At 73.4% G+C, this 16,269-nt stretch carries 22 protein-coding genes and 1 pseudogene; 22 read left to right on the top strand and 1 reads right to left on the bottom strand.

Annotated features, from left to right (window positions below; genetic code table 11):
- Positions 1 to 45: 45 nt before the first annotated feature.
- Genes MCM47_RS22735 through MCM47_RS22725 form a run of 3 tightly spaced genes read left to right on the top strand, consistent with a single transcriptional unit; the run spans position 46 to position 1,667 of the window.
- Positions 46 to 453: a hypothetical protein gene (locus tag MCM47_RS22735; RefSeq protein WP_238863531.1), complete on the top strand. Its 408-nt coding sequence runs from the start codon at positions 46 to 48 to the stop codon at positions 451 to 453.
- A 10-nt stretch (positions 454 to 463) separates the two neighbouring features.
- A complete protein-coding gene (locus MCM47_RS22730) occupies positions 464 to 1,228 on the top strand; it encodes a hypothetical protein (RefSeq protein WP_238863530.1) in 765 nt (254 codons plus the stop codon).
- 10 nt (positions 1,229 to 1,238) lie between these two features.
- Positions 1,239 to 1,667 (top strand): hypothetical protein, encoded by a 429-nt coding sequence (locus tag MCM47_RS22725; RefSeq protein ID WP_238863529.1) that lies wholly within the window; start codon positions 1,239 to 1,241, stop codon positions 1,665 to 1,667.
- A 104-nt stretch (positions 1,668 to 1,771) separates the two neighbouring features.
- Here MCM47_RS22725 and MCM47_RS22720 read toward each other — a convergent pair whose 3' ends face one another.
- Positions 1,772 to 2,155 carry a hypothetical protein gene (locus MCM47_RS22720; RefSeq protein WP_238863528.1) on the bottom strand — a complete coding sequence of 128 codons (384 nt, stop codon included), beginning with the start codon at positions 2,153 to 2,155 and terminating at the stop codon, positions 1,772 to 1,774.
- A 15-nt stretch (positions 2,156 to 2,170) separates the two neighbouring features.
- On the opposite strand from MCM47_RS22720, the gene MCM47_RS22715 reads away from it, so the two are divergent.
- The 19 genes and pseudogenes from MCM47_RS22715 to MCM47_RS22625 form a co-directional block, all read left to right on the top strand.
- On the top strand, positions 2,171 to 2,878 hold the full coding sequence (locus tag MCM47_RS22715; protein WP_238863527.1) for a hypothetical protein: 708 nt from the start codon (positions 2,171 to 2,173) through the stop codon (positions 2,876 to 2,878).
- Positions 2,848 to 3,390, top strand: coding sequence for a hypothetical protein (locus MCM47_RS22710; protein WP_308222410.1), 543 nt, complete (start codon positions 2,848 to 2,850; stop codon positions 3,388 to 3,390). The genes MCM47_RS22715 and MCM47_RS22710 overlap by 31 nt, the downstream gene beginning before the upstream one ends.
- A gap of 395 nt (positions 3,391 to 3,785) precedes the next feature.
- A complete protein-coding gene (locus tag MCM47_RS22705) occupies positions 3,786 to 4,139 on the top strand; it encodes a hypothetical protein (protein ID WP_238863526.1) in 354 nt (117 codons plus the stop codon).
- An 89-nt stretch (positions 4,140 to 4,228) separates the two neighbouring features.
- On the top strand, positions 4,229 to 4,615 hold the full coding sequence (locus MCM47_RS22700) for a hypothetical protein (RefSeq protein WP_238863525.1): 387 nt from the start codon (positions 4,229 to 4,231) through the stop codon (positions 4,613 to 4,615).
- 1 nt (position 4,616) lies between these two features.
- Positions 4,617 to 5,216 (top strand): hypothetical protein, encoded by a 600-nt coding sequence (locus tag MCM47_RS22695; protein ID WP_238863524.1) that lies wholly within the window; start codon positions 4,617 to 4,619, stop codon positions 5,214 to 5,216.
- A gap of 14 nt (positions 5,217 to 5,230) precedes the next feature.
- Complete coding sequence (locus tag MCM47_RS22690; protein WP_238863523.1) at positions 5,231 to 5,686, top strand: hypothetical protein; 456 nt, start codon at positions 5,231 to 5,233, stop codon at positions 5,684 to 5,686.
- 19 nt (positions 5,687 to 5,705) lie between these two features.
- Positions 5,706 to 6,509, top strand: coding sequence for a DUF317 domain-containing protein (locus MCM47_RS22685; protein ID WP_238863522.1), 804 nt, complete (start codon positions 5,706 to 5,708; stop codon positions 6,507 to 6,509).
- A gap of 16 nt (positions 6,510 to 6,525) precedes the next feature.
- Positions 6,526 to 7,260, top strand: a complete 735-nt coding sequence (locus tag MCM47_RS22680; protein ID WP_238863521.1) for a hypothetical protein — start codon at positions 6,526 to 6,528, stop codon at positions 7,258 to 7,260.
- A 165-nt stretch (positions 7,261 to 7,425) separates the two neighbouring features.
- A complete protein-coding gene (locus MCM47_RS22675; protein WP_238863798.1) occupies positions 7,426 to 9,192 on the top strand; it encodes a type IV secretory system conjugative DNA transfer family protein in 1,767 nt (588 codons plus the stop codon).
- Positions 9,189 to 10,091 carry a hypothetical protein gene (locus tag MCM47_RS22670; RefSeq protein ID WP_238863520.1) on the top strand — a complete coding sequence of 301 codons (903 nt, stop codon included), beginning with the start codon at positions 9,189 to 9,191 and terminating at the stop codon, positions 10,089 to 10,091. Before MCM47_RS22675 ends, MCM47_RS22670 begins: the two co-directional genes overlap by 4 nt.
- A 152-nt stretch (positions 10,092 to 10,243) precedes the next feature.
- Positions 10,244 to 11,059, top strand: coding sequence for a hypothetical protein (locus tag MCM47_RS22665; protein WP_238863519.1), 816 nt, complete (start codon positions 10,244 to 10,246; stop codon positions 11,057 to 11,059).
- 203 nt (positions 11,060 to 11,262) lie between these two features.
- Positions 11,263 to 12,411: a DnaB-like helicase N-terminal domain-containing protein gene (locus tag MCM47_RS22660; protein WP_238863518.1), complete on the top strand. Its 1,149-nt coding sequence runs from the start codon at positions 11,263 to 11,265 to the stop codon at positions 12,409 to 12,411.
- 52 nt (positions 12,412 to 12,463) lie between these two features.
- On the top strand, positions 12,464 to 13,036 hold the full coding sequence (locus MCM47_RS22655; protein ID WP_238863517.1) for a hypothetical protein: 573 nt from the start codon (positions 12,464 to 12,466) through the stop codon (positions 13,034 to 13,036).
- A 35-nt stretch (positions 13,037 to 13,071) separates the two neighbouring features.
- Positions 13,072 to 13,620: a hypothetical protein gene (locus tag MCM47_RS22650; protein WP_238863516.1), complete on the top strand. Its 549-nt coding sequence runs from the start codon at positions 13,072 to 13,074 to the stop codon at positions 13,618 to 13,620.
- Positions 13,617 to 14,264, top strand: coding sequence for a hypothetical protein (locus MCM47_RS22645; RefSeq protein ID WP_238863515.1), 648 nt, complete (start codon positions 13,617 to 13,619; stop codon positions 14,262 to 14,264). Before MCM47_RS22650 ends, MCM47_RS22645 begins: the two co-directional genes overlap by 4 nt.
- A 223-nt stretch (positions 14,265 to 14,487) precedes the next feature.
- Positions 14,488 to 14,934 carry a hypothetical protein gene (locus tag MCM47_RS22640; RefSeq protein ID WP_238863514.1) on the top strand — a complete coding sequence of 149 codons (447 nt, stop codon included), beginning with the start codon at positions 14,488 to 14,490 and terminating at the stop codon, positions 14,932 to 14,934.
- The gene (locus tag MCM47_RS22635; RefSeq protein WP_238863513.1) at positions 14,931 to 15,584 is read left to right on the top strand and encodes a hypothetical protein; all 654 of its coding nucleotides are present in this window, start codon (positions 14,931 to 14,933) and stop codon (positions 15,582 to 15,584) included. The genes MCM47_RS22640 and MCM47_RS22635 overlap by 4 nt, the downstream gene beginning before the upstream one ends.
- Positions 15,581 to 15,772 (top strand): hypothetical protein, encoded by a 192-nt coding sequence (locus tag MCM47_RS22630; RefSeq protein WP_238863512.1) that lies wholly within the window; start codon positions 15,581 to 15,583, stop codon positions 15,770 to 15,772. Before MCM47_RS22635 ends, MCM47_RS22630 begins: the two co-directional genes overlap by 4 nt.
- Positions 15,759 to 16,115, top strand: a pseudogene (locus MCM47_RS22625) (DNA cytosine methyltransferase); the annotation flags it as partial. The gene MCM47_RS22630 and the pseudogene MCM47_RS22625, both read left to right, overlap by 14 nt.
- Between the last annotated feature and the right edge of the window lie 154 nt (positions 16,116 to 16,269).

Raw genomic sequence — 16,269 nt, 5'->3', positions numbered from 1 at the left:
TCACCTCCCGCCAACTCTGCTGCCATTCCTACCTCTTGGAGATGCATGTCGACCATGACGCTCACCCGCCAGGACGCTCGCCTGGAGGCCGCCCTCGGCCAGAGCATCACCGCTCTGACCGCCGCCCAGGCCCGGATGGACGCGGAGACCACGCGGGTGCTCGACACGCACCGCGCGCTGGTGGCCGCCGAGACCGCGGTGTCCTTCCAGCGCGTGCGGCTGATCAACGTCGCCGCCGCCCAGCGGCGCGTCGACGACGCCGTCCTCGACGAGCTGGACGCGCAGCTGGAGAAGCTGGAGGAGGCGGCCGAGGAGCGCGACGTGCTGGAGGCCGACCTGGTGCGGCTGCTCCAGGCCCGCGAGGAGGCGGCGAAGCGGAAGGCCACCGAGGCTCCCCAGGCCACCGGCCCGGCCCCGGTGCCCGTGGCCACGGTCCCGGCCCGGCGCCGCTGACCGGAACCCGATGACCACCTCAACCAGCCCCGGCACCTCCAGCGGCCTGGTGGCGTTCGGCTGGGACTACGACCACGGCGAGTTCGTCGTGCTGAACGGCCAGGTGCCCCAGCCCGCCCGGGAAGCGATCTACCAGGCCGGGTTCTCGAGGCGCGGCGAAACGCTGGACTGCTGGCACCAACGCCGCAGCGTCGAACCGCACGAGCAGATCCGCAGGGCCGGGCGGCTCGTCGACCAGCTGGTCGCGGCCCGGGTGCCGGTCGCCAATTGGCACCACCCGGAGCAGCGCAACGGCGACCTGTCCGAGCACTACTGGTGGCTGCAGGACGAGGGCCCCTTTCCCGACGCCGACCGTGCCACGGAGGCGGCCTGGCAGGTCGTTTGCGCCGACCTGGCCACGGACCGCCTGGTCCACGCAGACCGGGGCCTCGCCCGAGCCGTTCTCTCCGGCGCCTTGGTTGTTGAGGCGATGCAGACCTTCGACGACGTCGACTGGTGGCTGGCCCGCGACGCGGGAGATCCCGACTCCTCCTCGTACGTGATGCTGCGCCACGACACCGGCAACGGCTTCCTCGGCGTCACCGACCACTGGGCCACCGGGTACGGGCCGCAGGCCCGCCGCGACTTCCGGGCGACGCACCTGCGGGACACCACCCACCCGCCCGCCGCTCGCGCCCAGGCCGCCCGCCCATCGCGTCGGGCACGGCTGGCAGCTGCCCCCTCCACCGCGCCGCTGCCGCCCGGACCGGATCCCCGCCGCTCCGCCGCCCGCTGACCGAACCCCCTTGGAGAACACCCGCTTGCCCCACCAGCAGCCCGCCGGCGTCACCTTTCGTCGCCTGGCCTCCGCCGGGATCACCGTCACCACTGCCAGCCGCGACCCGGCCGTCCTCGCCGCCCTGGCCGACGCCGGGTTCCGCCTCGGCCTTCCCGACGCACCGGAGCGCTACTCCCTGGCCGAGCGCGACCCGATCGCCCAGTCCAGGGTGGCGGCCCAACTCGCAGCAAATCTAAGGGAGATGGGAGTTCCGGTTGCTTCCCGGTCCGCCCAGCTGGCCGGCCTCGACGGTGCTGCCGTCACCGTCGCCCCCTCGGCGGCAGCACGGGCCGCAGCCGCCCTCACCGCTACCGCGGCACAGGCCCCAGTCGTATCCGACCAGTCCCGCCCCGCCGTGCCCACGTCCCCGTCGCCGGCACCGGCCGCCCGCCGCTGACCGCGTCCGCCATCTGCCCCGAGGAGCAGCGCATCACCCCCGAGCACGTCTCCATCACCCGCGACCCGCAGTTCGGCGTCGTCGCCGAGGTCGGCCCCGACGCCTCACCGACCGCCCACACGCTGCTCGCCCGCGCGGGCTTCCGCCAGCTGGCCGACGGGCGGCACGCCCTCGACCGCAGCGAGCAGAACATCTTCCTGCACGCCCGGCAGACCACCGCCGCCCTGCGCCGGGCCGGAGTCCAGGTCTCCGCGGACCCCGCCTTCGACTACAACGACGCGACCCGTCCCGGTCCCGACAGCCCGGCCGCCCGCGCCGCCGGCCCGGACGCCGTCGTCCAGGTCAGCGCCCCGGCTCCGCCCCGCGGCTTCGACGTCCACATCGGCCGCCACCCGCAGCTGGGCATCGTCGCCACCAACCCGCACAGCAACCCGGCCGCCGCGTACGCGCTCGCCGAGGCCGGCTTCACCACCACCGGCGGACGCCACCCGGGCCTCTACGTCATGGACGAGCCAGAGTTCGAGGGCGACAAGCGGGCCGCCACCGCCGTCTCCACGCTTCGGACCAAGGGGCTGCGGGTCGCCTCCGACCTCGCCTTCGAACCGCTCAGCGGCCCGTACGAGTCCACCGACCCGTTCGCCACCCGACTGATCGAGGAGATGAACCGCACCCCTCCCTCGGCCGCCGCAGAACCGGCCCGGGCCGCGCAGAACGACGACCCGTTCGAGACCCGCGTGTTCAAGGCCCCGGTCCTCGGACCCGTCACCCCGACGGCGCCGGACCCGTTCAACACGGTCGTTCATCCGCCGGCCGGACCGAGCCGGGACGACCAGCGAGCGGACGCCATGCTGCACGACCGGGCCGCGCTGAGCGCCGAGATCGCCTCCCGGCTTCGGGCCATCGAGGACCAGGTTCGCACCAACCCGGGCAGCGTCGACCTGACGCGGATCGAGGCCGTGGTCGCCGAGGCCACCACCGTGCTCGCCGGCGCGGGCAAGGACCTCGCCGCCGTCGCGGCCCGCCCCGCCGCCACACCGGCCGCCCGCACGAGCAGCGCTGCCAGCCCCCGCGCCCGCGCCGCACTCGCCACCAGCGGCCGACTCCGCTCCTCCGCCGCCCTGCACGCCACCGCCGCCGCGACCACGGCCGCGTCCGCCCCGGCCGTCGACCCCCGAATCGCGTGGGCCGCCGGAAAGACCAACTCCCGCTAACCACAAGGAGAATCGCCCTGGCCGTCAAGAAGAACTGGACCGTCGAGCACGACTGCGGACACGCGGTCGACCACGACCTGTCCTCCCGACCCGCCGACAAGCGCGCCAGCTACGCCCGCTGGCTCGCCACCCGCTCCTGCCGCGACTGCTGGCTCGCCGAGCGAAAGGAGGACACCGCCGAACGCGAGGCGTGGATCGCCGCCCGCCGCGCCGAGGAGCAGGAGGCCGCCACCGAGTGGGCCGCCCAGTTCGGCATGCCGCCGCTGGAGGGCCCCGAGCGGGCCATCGCCTGGGGCGAGCGCTGCCGGCACCAGCTCGTGACCACCGCCTACCAGGCCCTGGTGGTCGAGGGCACGATCACCGAGGAGGCGTGGCTCGCCGTCGAGGAGCAGCTGCGCACGCTGGACAAGGCCAGCTGGTGGATCGACCAGCGCGAGTCCGAGCCGGCCGACCTCCCCGAGCTGGCCGCCGCCGCCACCAGCGCGGACCGCGTCACCGAGAACCCGAACTGAGCACCGGGCCCGCCACTCCCACCCGGCGACCTGCCCTCCCATCCCTGGAGCCGACCCTGCCCACACCGGAAGCACCCACCGGCCACCGGCCCGAGCCGGTCGCGATCCGCCACGGTCTGTACGGCAGCATCGAGGCAGCGGGGCCGACCGACGCGCTCGCGCTTCTCGCACCGCTGCAATTCCGAGCGCCGACGGCCGAGGGCCACCCCGCCCGGCGGTCCGTCCCGGAGGGCCCGCTCGACCGGCAGGCGGCTGCAGCCGAGGCCGCGTCGCGGCTTCGGGACGGCCGGTGGAGCGTCGACCTCGACCCCGCGCTGCAGGGCTCTGCCCGCAGCACCGCCGTCCTGACAGCGCTGACCGACGTCTCCATCGCCCTCGCCGAAGTAGAGAACCTGGTGGGCGAGATGGAGGACGCGGGTGAGCTGGCCGACCTCCTCGGCCAGCTCACCATCGGCCCGGGCAACGCCATGAACGGCTTGGAACAGATCCTTCGGGCCTGCGCCGACCGGGTCCGCGCTACCACTGCCCCAGGTCACCACGACCTCGTCGACCGGATCCGCGCCGAGGCCGCCCGAACCAGCCTCGCCGCGGACAACCTCGCCCAGTGGTCCTCCGGCCTGGACGCCGTCCGCCGCTCTGCTCGGGCCGATGCCGCGACCACCGGGTCGCCGGGAAGGCAGCCGGCAGGAGCTGCCCCCTCCGCCGCGGCTGCGCTCCCGCGCCCCTCCCACCCCCCACGTTCCCGCTGACCCGACCCCCAGGAGACGCGCTGCCCCCCAACTCGGAACGCCTCTACCACTTCTACGTCGACGGCGCCACACACGGGCCCTATCCGGGCATGGTCGACCCCCGCGACACCACTGGCCTCATCGGGCCCTACTGCAGCCCGGCCTTCTCCCGGCCGGTCGCCGAGCGGATCGTCGTCGACCTGCACTCCGACAACTGCGGACTGACCGGCCGCTGGGACGGCGACGTGCTGGTCTTCGAGTGGTCGCCCGACTACGACGGGGACGGCGGCACGGAGACCGTCACCCCGGACGAGCAGTGCCGCTACCGGATCGGTGGCCGCTGGCCCTGGGACTATGACGGCCCGCTCGACGCTGCCGAGCGCCACCAGGCCGCACTCGCCCGCTCCGCCGCCCGTCTGGGAAGCAGCCCGCCTCTGGTCGAGGCGCCGGTGCTCGCCTCGGCCGGCCCCACGGTCGCACCGGCCCCGGGACGGTGACGTGCACCCCACGATCGCCCGGTACGCCTCCACCCGCGACCTGCTCGCCTCCGCCACGGCCGCCGCCGCCCAGCAGCGGCAGGACCTGCGTCTGATCGACGCCTGGCGCCCCGTCGCGGACCTGCCCCCGCTCCACCAGGCGGCGTTCGCCGCGGAACTGGCCGCGCACCTGCCACCGCCGGCCGGGCCCGCCGCCGCCCTGCGTACGAGGCTGGTGTGGCAGTGCACCCTGCGCACCGACCCCGACGCCGCAGGCCCTGCGGACCACCGCTTCCAGGAGACCGCCCGGCGCATCCTGGCCGCCACCGGGATCGCCACCGACGGAGACCCCGCCTCCTGCCGGTGGGCGCTGCTGCGGCTCGGCGGCCACGAGGCCCGCCTCGTCGCGCCTCTCGCCCGGCCGGACGGCAGCGTCGTGGACACCGGCCGCGACCGTTCCCTCGCCCTGGCCGTCTGCCAGCTCGCCGAGAGCCGCAACACCGGCACCGGTACCCGCCGCCCCCGCGCGGCGACGGCCGGCACCGCCGGCCACCGGCCCGGTCTCCTCTCCACCCCTTCTCCTGTCGTCTCCGCCGCGGCCCGAGCCGGTCGGCGCCCGTAGAAAGAGGACGACCGTTGTCCGATGCCCCCGCTGCCAGGCCCCTCGATGTCGCCGAGCAGGCCATCGCTCGTGCCGGCCGCGCGTTCGCCGAGATCATCGAAATCGCCCCGTCGCTGACGGCCCACGAGGCCGCCGAGGTGCTGCTGGGCCTCACCCTCATGCCCGGTGCGGTTCATCAACTCGCCGACGCCGTCACCGAGATCGGCCGTCAGGTCGCTCAGCAGTACGGCGACCGACCGCCGCTGTGGGAGCCGCTTCTCATGGAGGCCACCGCCATCGCCGCCGCCGGGTTCCGCACGGCCGCCACCGCCGACGCCATCGCCGAGGCTGCGGACGAGACCACCCGCAGCCGTGCTGCCACCGCCCAGTCCCCCGCCCTGCGGGCCGCCGGCGCCACGGCCGCGGTCCACCTCGCCCCAGCCGTCGCCGTGCCGCCGCACCCCCGCATCGTCGAGCCTCCCCACCGCTGACACTCCGAGGACCCCACCGTTGACCTCCTCACCTCCGGCCGCCTACCAGGACGAGGTGCTCGTCCGGCCGCGCCACCTCGCCGGCCCCGGCCCTCTGCCGGTCCTAGCACCGCTGCTCCACCTCCACTCGTGGCCGTACAGGGTCGACGAATCCCTGGCCCAGCTCGTCGCCTTCAGCCCGGACCGGCGGGTCGAGATCGCGATGGAGCCGCACCGGGTCTTCCACCTCTACCGGGTCAGCGTCCGCAAACACCCGACGGACGAAGTCCCGTACTGGCAGGCCACGTTCACTAAGGACACCCCAGGGGAGATCGTCGGCGCGTTCGTCCAGGCCATCGCCGCCGACGGCTACACGATGCCGGAGGAGATCGTCGCCGAGCCGACCGCCTCGCCGACGACCGCCTGGCGCCCCCTGTTGAAGGCCGGCTGGCAACTCCAGGACGACCCAGACTTCGTCCGCCTCACATCCCCGGATGGCACCACCGGCTTCACCTACTCACCCGCCTCCACCGACGACCGGTGCGGGGAGGGCGTGGGGGCCTGGATGGCACAAGCCACCTTCGGACCCGCCTGGAGCGACCAGTGGACGATCGTTCTCGGCCACTCAACACCCGTGCGGTACTTGGCGATTCTGGCCTCCGCCATCGCCGATCCCGCGCCCGTGGTCCGGCGCCGCAGCTCCCTGTCCGAGGCCGCGTTGCCGAAGCTGACCACCTGGCCCGCCCGGCCCGCCGATCCCATGCGCCAGTTCACCGCCGTCGAGTACGCGGGCGCAATGTTCAACCCCCGCCACCCCGGCCACGGCCACCCCCCACGCCGCTGACCAGGAAGGAGTCCCCGTGCCCGAACCCACCGAGATCGTCTTCGCCCGCTTCCCCAAGCGAGACGGCTCCACCACCACCGGCAGCGCCTGGGCCCAGGCCACCGACCTGGCCAGCCGGGCGCTCCTCGCCCGCGCCGGATTCGCCAACGACGGCCTCAGCGCGATCTTCACCGCCGAGGACGCCGGCCACGGCGACGTCAACCAGCGCATCCGCCTCGCCGAGCAACTCCTCACCGACGCCGGTTATCCCACCCGGGTGGTGCCCCCACTCCCGATCCGCAGGATCGAGAACACCTTCGGCGAAAGGGACTTGGCCTACCTGCAGTCCCGACTGGTGCAGGCGACCGCCCAGGTCCACCGGGCCACCACAGCGGAGGACGTCACCACAGTGGCGCTCGCGGTGATGGACCCGGAGACCGGCCTGCTGGAGCGGCTCACCGCACTGCTGGACACCGCCTCCCAGCGGCTGGAGACCCTCACCGACCAGGATCTGCTGTCCGGCTCGGCCATGGCCGCCGCTCTGCAAGACGCCAGTGCCCAGCTCACCACCGCGGGCTACCGCATCGCCGAGGCCCAGCTGGAACGCCTGGACGAGACCGACGAGCAGTTGCCCGCCCCGGCCACACCGCGGGCCACTGCCGCCCGCGCCCGCACGGCACCACCCTCGCCGCCCGCCGCCCTGACCGGTGCCACCCCCGCACCGCTCGCTTCCCTCGCACCTACGTCGGCCAAGGCGTCCGCCTCCCGCTGACCACGCAGCTCCCCGCCGGCTGACCACCCGCCGGCCGCCGGGCCGATCACCCACGTCTCGGGCCTCTGTCCCGCCGTGATCGCCGCCCGTTCCCCGCCCGCTCCGGGCCCCTGCCGCCGCGCGCCCCTGCCCGGCAGGCCGACACCCCCGTCAAGGAACCCGCCCCTGCCCGCCTCGCCCAAATCCCCTTCTGCCAGCCCCGGTTCGGACGCCCTCCTCTACGCGCTCATTGGCGCGGGCGTCGCCGTCGCCGTCTTCGGCACCTTCGCCTGGATCGGCGGCAACGCCGCCACCGCCGCGACCACCGACCACGTCCCGTGGGCCCCGTTCCAGCCGGTCGACGCCGCACTCCACCCCGACGTTGCCTTCCCTCACCTCAGCCCGCTCCTGCTGCTGATCAGCACCCGCGTCACCCCGGCGCTGCTGTCGATCGCGCTCACCGCCGCCGGCCTCCTGCTGTGGTCCAAGCACCGCCGCAAGCCCACCGGCCTCGCGGGCCGGGCCGACCTGACTCCGCTGCTGCCCGCCGAGATCACCGCCAAGGCCCGGGACCTGCGCCCCAGCCTCTCCAAGGCCAAGCCCCGCGAGATCAGCCCGGACGACACCGGCATCCTCCTCGGCGACCTCGCCCCCAGCGGGCCCGAGGTCCGCTCCAACTGGGAGGACGTCGCGGTCGCGATCATGGCACCGCGCTCCGGCAAGACCACCTCCATCGCCGTCCCGGCCATCCTGCGCGCCCCCGGCCCCGTCCTCCTCACCTCCAACAAGGCCGCGCGGGACGCCTACACGGCGTGCCTGGAAGCCCGGTCCGAGGTCGGGCGGGTGTGGACGATGGACCCGCAGCAGATCGCCCACACCCCGCAGGCGATGTGGTGGGACATCCTCGCCGACGCCAAGGACCTGCCGGGCGCGCGACGCCTCGCCGGCCACTTCGTCGCCGCGGCCGTCGACGAGTCCAGCCAGGGCGACTTCTGGTCCACCGCCGCCCAGAACACCCTGTGCGGGTTGTTCCTCGCCGCGGGCCGCGACGGCCGGCCGATCACGGACGTCCTCAAGTGGTTGGCCGTCCCCAGCGACCGCACCCCGGTCGACATTCTCCGCGCACACCAGCTGATCGCCATCGCGGACCAGCTCCAGGGAACCGTCTCCGGCGCGGTCGAAACCCGCGACGGCATTTACGAAACCGCCCGCCAATATGCGGCCTGCCTTCTCGATCCGCAGATCTCCAAGTGGGTCACGCCGAATCCCGACCTGCCGGAGTTCAAGCCGGAGGAGTTCGTCACCCGCAAGGACTCCCTGTTCCTGCTGTCCAAGGACGGCGGCGGATCGGCAAGCGCCCTGATCGCTGCTGCAGCGGATTCCGTGATGCGCACCGCGGTCATCGAGGCCGAGCGCGCCGGAGGCCGACTCGACCCGCCCCTCCTCGCCATTCTGGACGAGGCCGCAAATGTGTGCAAAATCGGCGACCTGCCAGACCTGTATTCCCACCTCGGGTCGCGTGGCGTAATCCCGATCACCATTCTGCAGAGCTACCGCCAGGGCCAGAAAGTCTGGGGCGAGGCGGGAATGGACGCCATGTGGAGCGCGGCCACCATCAAACTGGTCGGCTCCGGCATCGACGATGCCGATTTCGCCGACAAGCTCTCACGACTGGTCGGCGACCACGACGTGGAGACGGTTTCGCATTCCACGTCGGAATCGGGCCGATCCACCTCCGTCAGCATGCGCCAGGAGCGAATTCTCCCGCCCGACCAGATCCGTGCCCTGAAGAAGGGGACGGCGCTCCTCTTCGCCACCGGCCTGCGCCCCGCACTGCTGACTCTGCGCCCCTGGTACAAGGAGCCTGGTGCCGCCGAGGTCGGCGCAGCCTCCTCGCGGCAGACCGCTCTGATCACCGAACGGGCGATGGCCAAGGCCGGCGGTGCCGCATGATTTATACCACCGAACCGGCCACCCGAATTCTCTCGCTAGGCGCGGGTGTGCAATCCACTACGCTACTCCTACTGTCGGCCCTGGGCGAGCTTCCGAAACTCGATTACGCCATTTTCTCGGACACTGGCTGGGAACCGGCGAGGGTCTACGATCACCTCAACGAGGTGGAGCGGAAGATCGCCCGTCCGGCCAACATACCGATTCTGCGGGTCTCGTCCGGAAATATCCGCCGGGACGCCCTCGACCCCACCCATCGTTTCGCGTCGATGCCGCTCTACATTCTCAACCAGGACGGCAGCCCGGGAATGACTCGGCGGCAATGTACGGGCGAATATAAAATCAAGCCGATAAAGCGACAGGTGCGCCAACTCCTAGGGTACCCGCACCCCACCCGGGTACCGAATGGCGTGTACGCCGAGCAGTGGATCGGCATCAGCACCGATGAATTCCATCGCGCCAAGGACTCGGACGTCAAGTACACCCGGCACACCTTCCCGCTGATCGACCTCGGCATGTCTCGCACGGACTGTCTCAAGCTGCTCGCCGAGCACGGTTGGGGAGCCACGCCGAAGTCGAGCTGTCTGGGTTGTCCATTTCACGGAAATGCCCAGTGGCGGGAAATCCGCGACACCTCTCCCGAGGAATGGGCCGACGTCGTGGAATTCGACGCCGCGATCCGCGCCGGCAATGCCCGCGCCAACGCCGACGGGCGCCCGCTGCTCGGGCAGGCGTACCTGCACCGCTCTCGCCTGCCCCTCGACCAGGCGCCGATCGACAAGCTCAGCCGGATCGAACTCCGGGCACTGCAAGCGCAGTTGGACCTGGACGAGGACGAGCTGGAGAACGGGCCCGACGGCGGCTGCTCCCCGTTCAGCTGCCGCGGTGAGGCGGTCGCGTGACCCGACTTCACCATGCCGGTGCCCGTCAGCGCTGAACCGTCCACCACTACCAGGAGGTTGCTCTGTCTCCCTGGAGCAAGTCTGTCGACCGCGCGAAGGCGCTGCGGCTGATCTGTCCGCTGCCGGACGGCACCGTCACCGGCCTTCGGCAGGTGGCTCGGCGCGGCGACATGGTCGTCACCGCCGAATTGTCCCAGACCATCCGGGCGGACACCTGGAACGGTGTGCGGGTACGGATTGTCTCCCCGAGCGCCGGACCTGTCGACGCCAACTGGTTCGGCTTCGCCGAGCACCGCTTGTTCAACGAGGGGAACCGAGCGCCGTCCGCCCGGGACGGCGGCGCGGAACTGACCGCCTACAACGCGGAGTTCATGCTGACCTACGACGGCATCGACGCTGACCGCCTGCGGGACGCCGTCGCCGCCTACACCTCTGCCTTCGTGCCGGCGCCCGCGCCGGAGTTCACCGTCGCCGCCAAGCTGGGTGCCCTCCATGCGACGGCACGGCAGCTGGATCACCTCGGCTCCATCAATCCGCAGCACCTGGCCGGGCGCGCGTTCGCCCACGCCGAGGTCCTGCGGGAGGTGGTCGGCGAGATCCACCTCGGCCTGCTCCCCCTGGCGGGCGAGTGGCGGGGCGCGGACAGCTCGGCCGTCGAGCTGTCCGACGGGCTGGCCGCCCTGGGCACGGTCCGCACCGCGCTGACCGAACTCGCCTGCGGTGCCGAGGAGGCCGGCCACACCGGCCAGGCGCAGTTGTTCCGCGAGCACGCGCGGTCGCTGGACGCGATCGACGCCGAGATTTCGGCCGACCTGGCCGCCGACCGTGCCGCCGCCCCGCCGCCGAGTCGGAAGACCAGCCGAGCCGGAGCCGCCCGAACCGCGAACGCCGCGGTGGCGATGTCGGCACCCGCGACCGGTTCGGTGGCCCAGGCCGCACCCCGGCAGCACGCCCGGCCCTCCCGCTGACCACCTCCATCCTGCCTTCTGCGTAACGGAGTTGACATCAACCACGAACTTCCCTTTCTGCCGATCAACCGCGCGGACGGTACCTGGTACCTGGCGGCTGGTTCCGGCCGTCTGTGGATCCGCGACGAGGCCCTCGTCGAGGACCTGGACCGGCTGCGCGACCTGATGCTCCCCGCCGCCCTCCGCGAGGAGGTGGCGCCGCGGTGACGCCGGTCAGCCGGGACACGAGCCCGCAGCTGGAGGCCGAGCAGGCGGTGCTCGGCGCGTGCCTGCTCGATCCGTCCCGGGTCGGGCTGCTGGCCGGGTGGCTGGAGCCCCGGCACTTCTACCGTCCGGCCCACGAGCGTGTCTTCGCGATCCTGCTGGCCCAGTACGCCGCCGGCCACCCGGCTCTCGCCCCGGACGCCGGGGACGAGCAGCTGAGGGACTGGGCGCTGACGGCCATCGCCACCGCCGCCCGCGAGATCCCCGGCGTCACCGCCAGTTACGGCCACACCCTGATCTCGACCTGCCCCCGGTCCGAGCACGCCACCAGCTACGGCCGGATGGTGTTGGAGACGGCCGTGAGGAGGGCGCTCGACGAACACGCCCACCGGCTGCTCGCCGCGGTCCAGACCGCGTCAGTCGAGGCGACCGTCGAGCTGACCGGCGCGCTGCACTCCGTCATCCAGCGCCTCGCCGACGCCTGGGGCACGATCGACCAGCGCTCGCGCCGCCCGCTGCCCACCCCGCCGCCACCGGAGAACGCCTCCGCCGCGGTCGAGGCCGCCCGAGAGCACGAGCAGGCACTGCTCTCCAGCCTGCTCAGCGCGCCCGGGCGGATCTCCGAGGTCGCCGCCCAGCTGGTCGGCGAGGACTTCGTTGACCCCGGCCACCGCGCCGTCTACCTGGCGATGGCCGCGCTCGCGCACCGGCGCGAGCCCCTCGACGAGCTGACGGTGCTGTGGGAGGTCCAGCGGCGCGGGGCGCTCGCCGCCGGCGTGATCTCCGTGGCCCAGGTCCGGGAGATCTGCTCGGCCGGGATGCCGGGCGATCCCGCCTACTGGGCGGAGCACGTCCTGCGCGCCTCGCTGCTGCGCACCGCCGCCACCTCGGCCAGCATCGTGCGGGTGATGGCGCTGGACGCCTCCATCGCCGCCGGTCCGCTGCTCGGCTCGGCCGTCCAGGCGCTGGTCCCCGCGGACCGGGTGCAGGACCGGCTGCGCGCCGTGACCGCCGCCCCTGCGGAGCGTACCGGTCCGGTCGTCCTCGGCGCCGCCCGCCGCAAGGGCGCCCTGAGCCGAAGCCCCGCCCCACCGGCCGCCACCACCACCGACCGGGCGGGCGAGCCCGTCGCCCGCCCCCGCCGCTGACCTCCGGAGTACTCCACTGCCTCCCACCACCTCCCACCCCCGTGCCCAGTCCGTGCACCGGCTGCACGCGGCGGCCGACGCCATCGACTACCTCACGAACCAACTCCCGCGTGCGTACCGCGAGGAGGGCCTGCCGGGCCTAGAGGAACTGGCCGGGCACACCCGGGCGATCCGCGACTGCCAGGACGACGTGCTGCAGGTCACCGCGGCCCTGCACCACCCCCACGCCCAGAGCGCCGACCGCGCCGTCGTCCGTTCCCTGACCGCGGCGACCGCGCAGCTGGGCGAGGCACTGGGCGCACTGGGCCGGGCCGCCGCGATGGCCGGCCGCCTGTACGAGGTCGACGGCATAGGCGGCCCGCGCGCCGACGAGGTCCGCGAGCGCGGCTCCCAGCAGCTCAACCTCGCACTCTCCCGCACCCGCCTCGCCCTGACCGGCGCCAGCGAGAACCTGCGCCGCGATGCCCGCTCGCTCACCGGCCCCGTCGCCGTTCTCGCACACCGGCCGACCCCTCGGGCTTCAGCCGCCACCGCCCGTTCCGCCGCTGGGGCGGGAGCAGCAACTGTCGCCTCGCTGCCGGCCCGCACCGGAGCGAGCACCATCGTCGGCGGGCGGCGCCGTTGAGGGCCCCTGCCGCCGCCGCGACCTTCGGCGGGGCCGTGTCGGCAAGCTCTCGCCCCGACTACCGCAACGACCTGGCGGTGGTCGCCGGGATGCTGCGCGCCCTTGGGCGCAACGCCGCCGCCACCCCAAGCGGGCCGGTCCCCGGCATCCCCAGCCGCGACGCCCTGCTGGAGCATTGCCGCCAAGCGGCTGCGTTCATCCGGCACTGCGGCGACAACGCCGAGCACTACCGCCACCAGCTGGTCGCGGACAACCCCTCCGCGGCGGCACTGGCCGGCGCCTACGACGTCGCGATGAGCAGCGCGGCCACCGTCCACCGGCACCTGGGCGCCGCCCTCGACCTGTCGATCAAGTGCGCCACCACCGCCCCGGCCGAGCCCGGCAGCCCTGCCGAGAAGCTGCGACTGCGCCGAGCCGAGCACACGGTCGCCGCGCTGGACAGCGCGGACCAGTGTGCGACCGAGGGAGCCGAGGAAGTGCTCGCGTTCACCGCCCGCCTCGCCCCGGTCGCGCCGGCGGCGCCCGCCGAGGCCGCGCTCGTACTCGGCTCACCCGCCACCACCCCTGCCAGGAAGCGCCGTTGACCGCCGAACCCCCTCTCCCGCCCGCCGCGGTCGGGCTCAGCCAGCGCGACATCGACACGCTGGGCTCACTCGCCGAGCAACTGGCGGCCTTCAGCAAAGCCATCCCCGTGCCCGCCCCGTACGAGCCACTGCCCGAGGTCCGGGAGCTGGTCTGGCCGATGATCCGCTTGCACGAGCTGATCACGATCCCGCTGGACGAGACCTTCTTCCTCGCGACCAACACCGCCAGCCCCCCGGGGCTCGGCGTCTTCACCGCGACGACGACGGCCCTCACCCTCAGCCAGGCCGCGCTGGCCCGGGCGGCGAACCTGCTCACCGAGGCAGAGCCGACACCCGAGGCGCAGAGCAGCGCCCGCCGCTCCCTCGCCACCGCACGCGAAACCATCCGCTCGATGGCCGAGGAGCTGGGCAAGAGCGCGACCGCCGGCCCCGGGCCCAGCAGCGTCACCGCCCTCGCCTCCCGCCGCCAGCCGGCCTCGCCCCCCGAGAGCCACCCCCCGGCCGCAGGCGACTCCGAGCGCCGCGTGGACGCAGCCCTTCGCCGCTCACCCGCGCTCGTGCTCATCTCCCCGCCCGCCGAGCCCCCGGCACCGCCGGCCGCCCCCGCACCGCCGGCGACGGTCGTTCCGCTCCGGCGCACCTGACGGCCGACGAAGCTCCGAGCCTGCCCTCCGCCGGCAGATCCCGATCCGATGGAGTCCCACCACGCCTTCCACCCGCCCGACCTCCGAGGTCAAGGACCACCAGCGGCACCTGCGTGACGTCGCGCACCAGGCCGAGGCCCTGGCAGCGAAACTGCCCACCTCCCGCACGGCCTCCGCCGCCGGAGTGCCCAACGCCCGGGACGTCGCCGGTCACCTGCGCGCGATGCAGTCTCTGCAGACCAGCACGCTCGCCGCGGCCGAGTTCTCCGAGTGGTTCCCGACACACCCGACCACGATGACGGCCGCCCGGCTCACCGCTCTGTCGCTGGCCCGCGCCCACGCCGGGGTCACCGAAGCCACCCGGCACCTGTCCTACCTGCTCCAGCACGCTGTGAGCGCCGATGTCTGGGCCCTGCCCGACGCCCAGCCGGTCAACGCCGCCGCCGTCTACGGCGCCGCCTCCACCGAACTGCGGCGAACCGCAGGGCAGCTGCGGATCGACGCCGACCACCTCGCCTCGGCCGGCGTCTCCGCCGTCCCGGCCAGGCCCCGCCGGTCCGCCGCCCTCAGCGTCACCCAGCGCCTGCGCCGCGCACTGCCCGGCCGCCGGACCGACCCCCCCCCGATCGCCGCACTGCCCCGCAGCAGCGCCCCCGCCCCCCGCCGTTGACCCAAGGATCCACACTGACCACCATCTCCCCCGACACCCAGGCCCAGTGGCTGCTCCGCACCGCGGCCAACCTTCACTACTTCAGCGAAGAGCTGTTCAGCATCTACTGCCACCGCGATCCGCTGCCCGAGCGCCTCGGCGCCGTCCTGGACTCCATGTCCGAGGTGCAGAAGACCGTCCTGTCCAACGTCGTGGACGAGTACGACACCACCTCCCCCGAGTCCACCAGGCCCGAGGACATCGCCTGGCGGCGCGGCTCCCTCGCCTACGCCTACGCCGGCCTGCTGACCGCGAAGGCGATCCTGCGCGCCCAGCCCGCCGTCGTCGCGGTCGCGCTCAAGCGGATCAGCCCCGCGTCCGCCCCGTGGCCGCACCGCACCGCCTACTTCAAGTCCCTCTCCTCCTCCCGGGAAGTCCTCGAAGAGGCGGTCTGGAAGCTCAAGGAGGTCGCGGCGGACCTGACCGGCCCGGCACCGGACTTCCTTGCCCTCACCGGAGAGCAGGCGATCGTCCTCACCCGCTCCGCGGCCCTGTCCCAGCGGCCGGCCAAACCGCTCACGTCGCAGACGGCCGCCGGCCCCGGTGCCGCGGTGCAGGTGTCAGCGCCCGCCGCGCGCGCCGCGACGGCCTGCGACGGAGCGCGCCGATGACCGTGCCGGGCGGCGGGTGGCCGCGCATCGGCAGCATGTGCTCGGGCTACGGCGGCCTGGACCTTGGCGTCCAGGCCGTCCTCGGTGGCAGCGTGGCCTGGCACGCCGAGATGAACCCCAACGCCGCCGCGATCCTCGCCCACCACTGGCCTAGAGACGCCAAATCTTGGCGATATCAACGCAGTTGAATGGAGCGATGTCGAGCCGATCGACGTCCTCACGGCGGGATTCCCCTGCCAGGACCTGAGCGTCGCCGGCCGTCGGGCCGGTCTGATGGAGGGCACCCGCTCCGGACTGTGGCTGACCATCGCCCGCGCGATCGACGTCCTCAAGCCGAAGTTGGTGATCATTGAAAACGTCCGCGGCATCCTCTCCGCAGCCGCTGCCTCGCCAGCCGATGGCGATCTGGAGTGCGGCTGGTGCGATCTGGGAGACGGCGGAGGTGAGCCTGCTCTGCGGGCACTCGGCGCGGTTCTCGGAGACCTGGCCGACCTCGGGATGGATGCGCGGTGGACGGTGCTACCCGCTGCCGCCGTCGGCGCCCCCCACCGCCGGGAGCGGCTGTTCCTCGTCGCCTGGCCTTCCGACACCGAAGGCTCGCGATGCGAAGGGGCCGGACGCGAAGCGGGAGGACCTGGGGCATGCGGTCACCTTGCTGAAGACCCCGACGAGCAACTTGGGCTCG

This window comes from Kitasatospora sp. A2-31, assembly GCF_022288725.1.
Taxonomy (GTDB): Bacteria; Actinomycetota; Actinomycetes; order Streptomycetales; family Streptomycetaceae; genus Kitasatospora.
Note: the sequence above shows the minus strand (reverse complement) of the source record. Positions and strands in the feature narration are given on the sequence as shown.

Coding starts and splice junctions, on each gene's coding strand:
- MCM47_RS22735 (WP_238863531.1), top strand. CDS start 46: ATGTCGACCATGACGCTCACCCGCCAGGACGCTCGCCTGGAGGCCGCC.
- MCM47_RS22730 (WP_238863530.1), top strand. CDS start 464: ATGACCACCTCAACCAGCCCCGGCACCTCCAGCGGCCTGGTGGCGTTC.
- MCM47_RS22715 (WP_238863527.1), top strand. CDS start 2,171: ATGGACGAGCCAGAGTTCGAGGGCGACAAGCGGGCCGCCACCGCCGTC.
- MCM47_RS22700 (WP_238863525.1), top strand. CDS start 4,229: ATGGTCGACCCCCGCGACACCACTGGCCTCATCGGGCCCTACTGCAGC.
- MCM47_RS22670 (WP_238863520.1), top strand. CDS start 9,189: ATGATTTATACCACCGAACCGGCCACCCGAATTCTCTCGCTAGGCGCG.
- MCM47_RS22640 (WP_238863514.1), top strand. CDS start 14,488: ATGCAGTCTCTGCAGACCAGCACGCTCGCCGCGGCCGAGTTCTCCGAG.
- MCM47_RS22630 (WP_238863512.1), top strand. CDS start 15,581: ATGACCGTGCCGGGCGGCGGGTGGCCGCGCATCGGCAGCATGTGCTCG.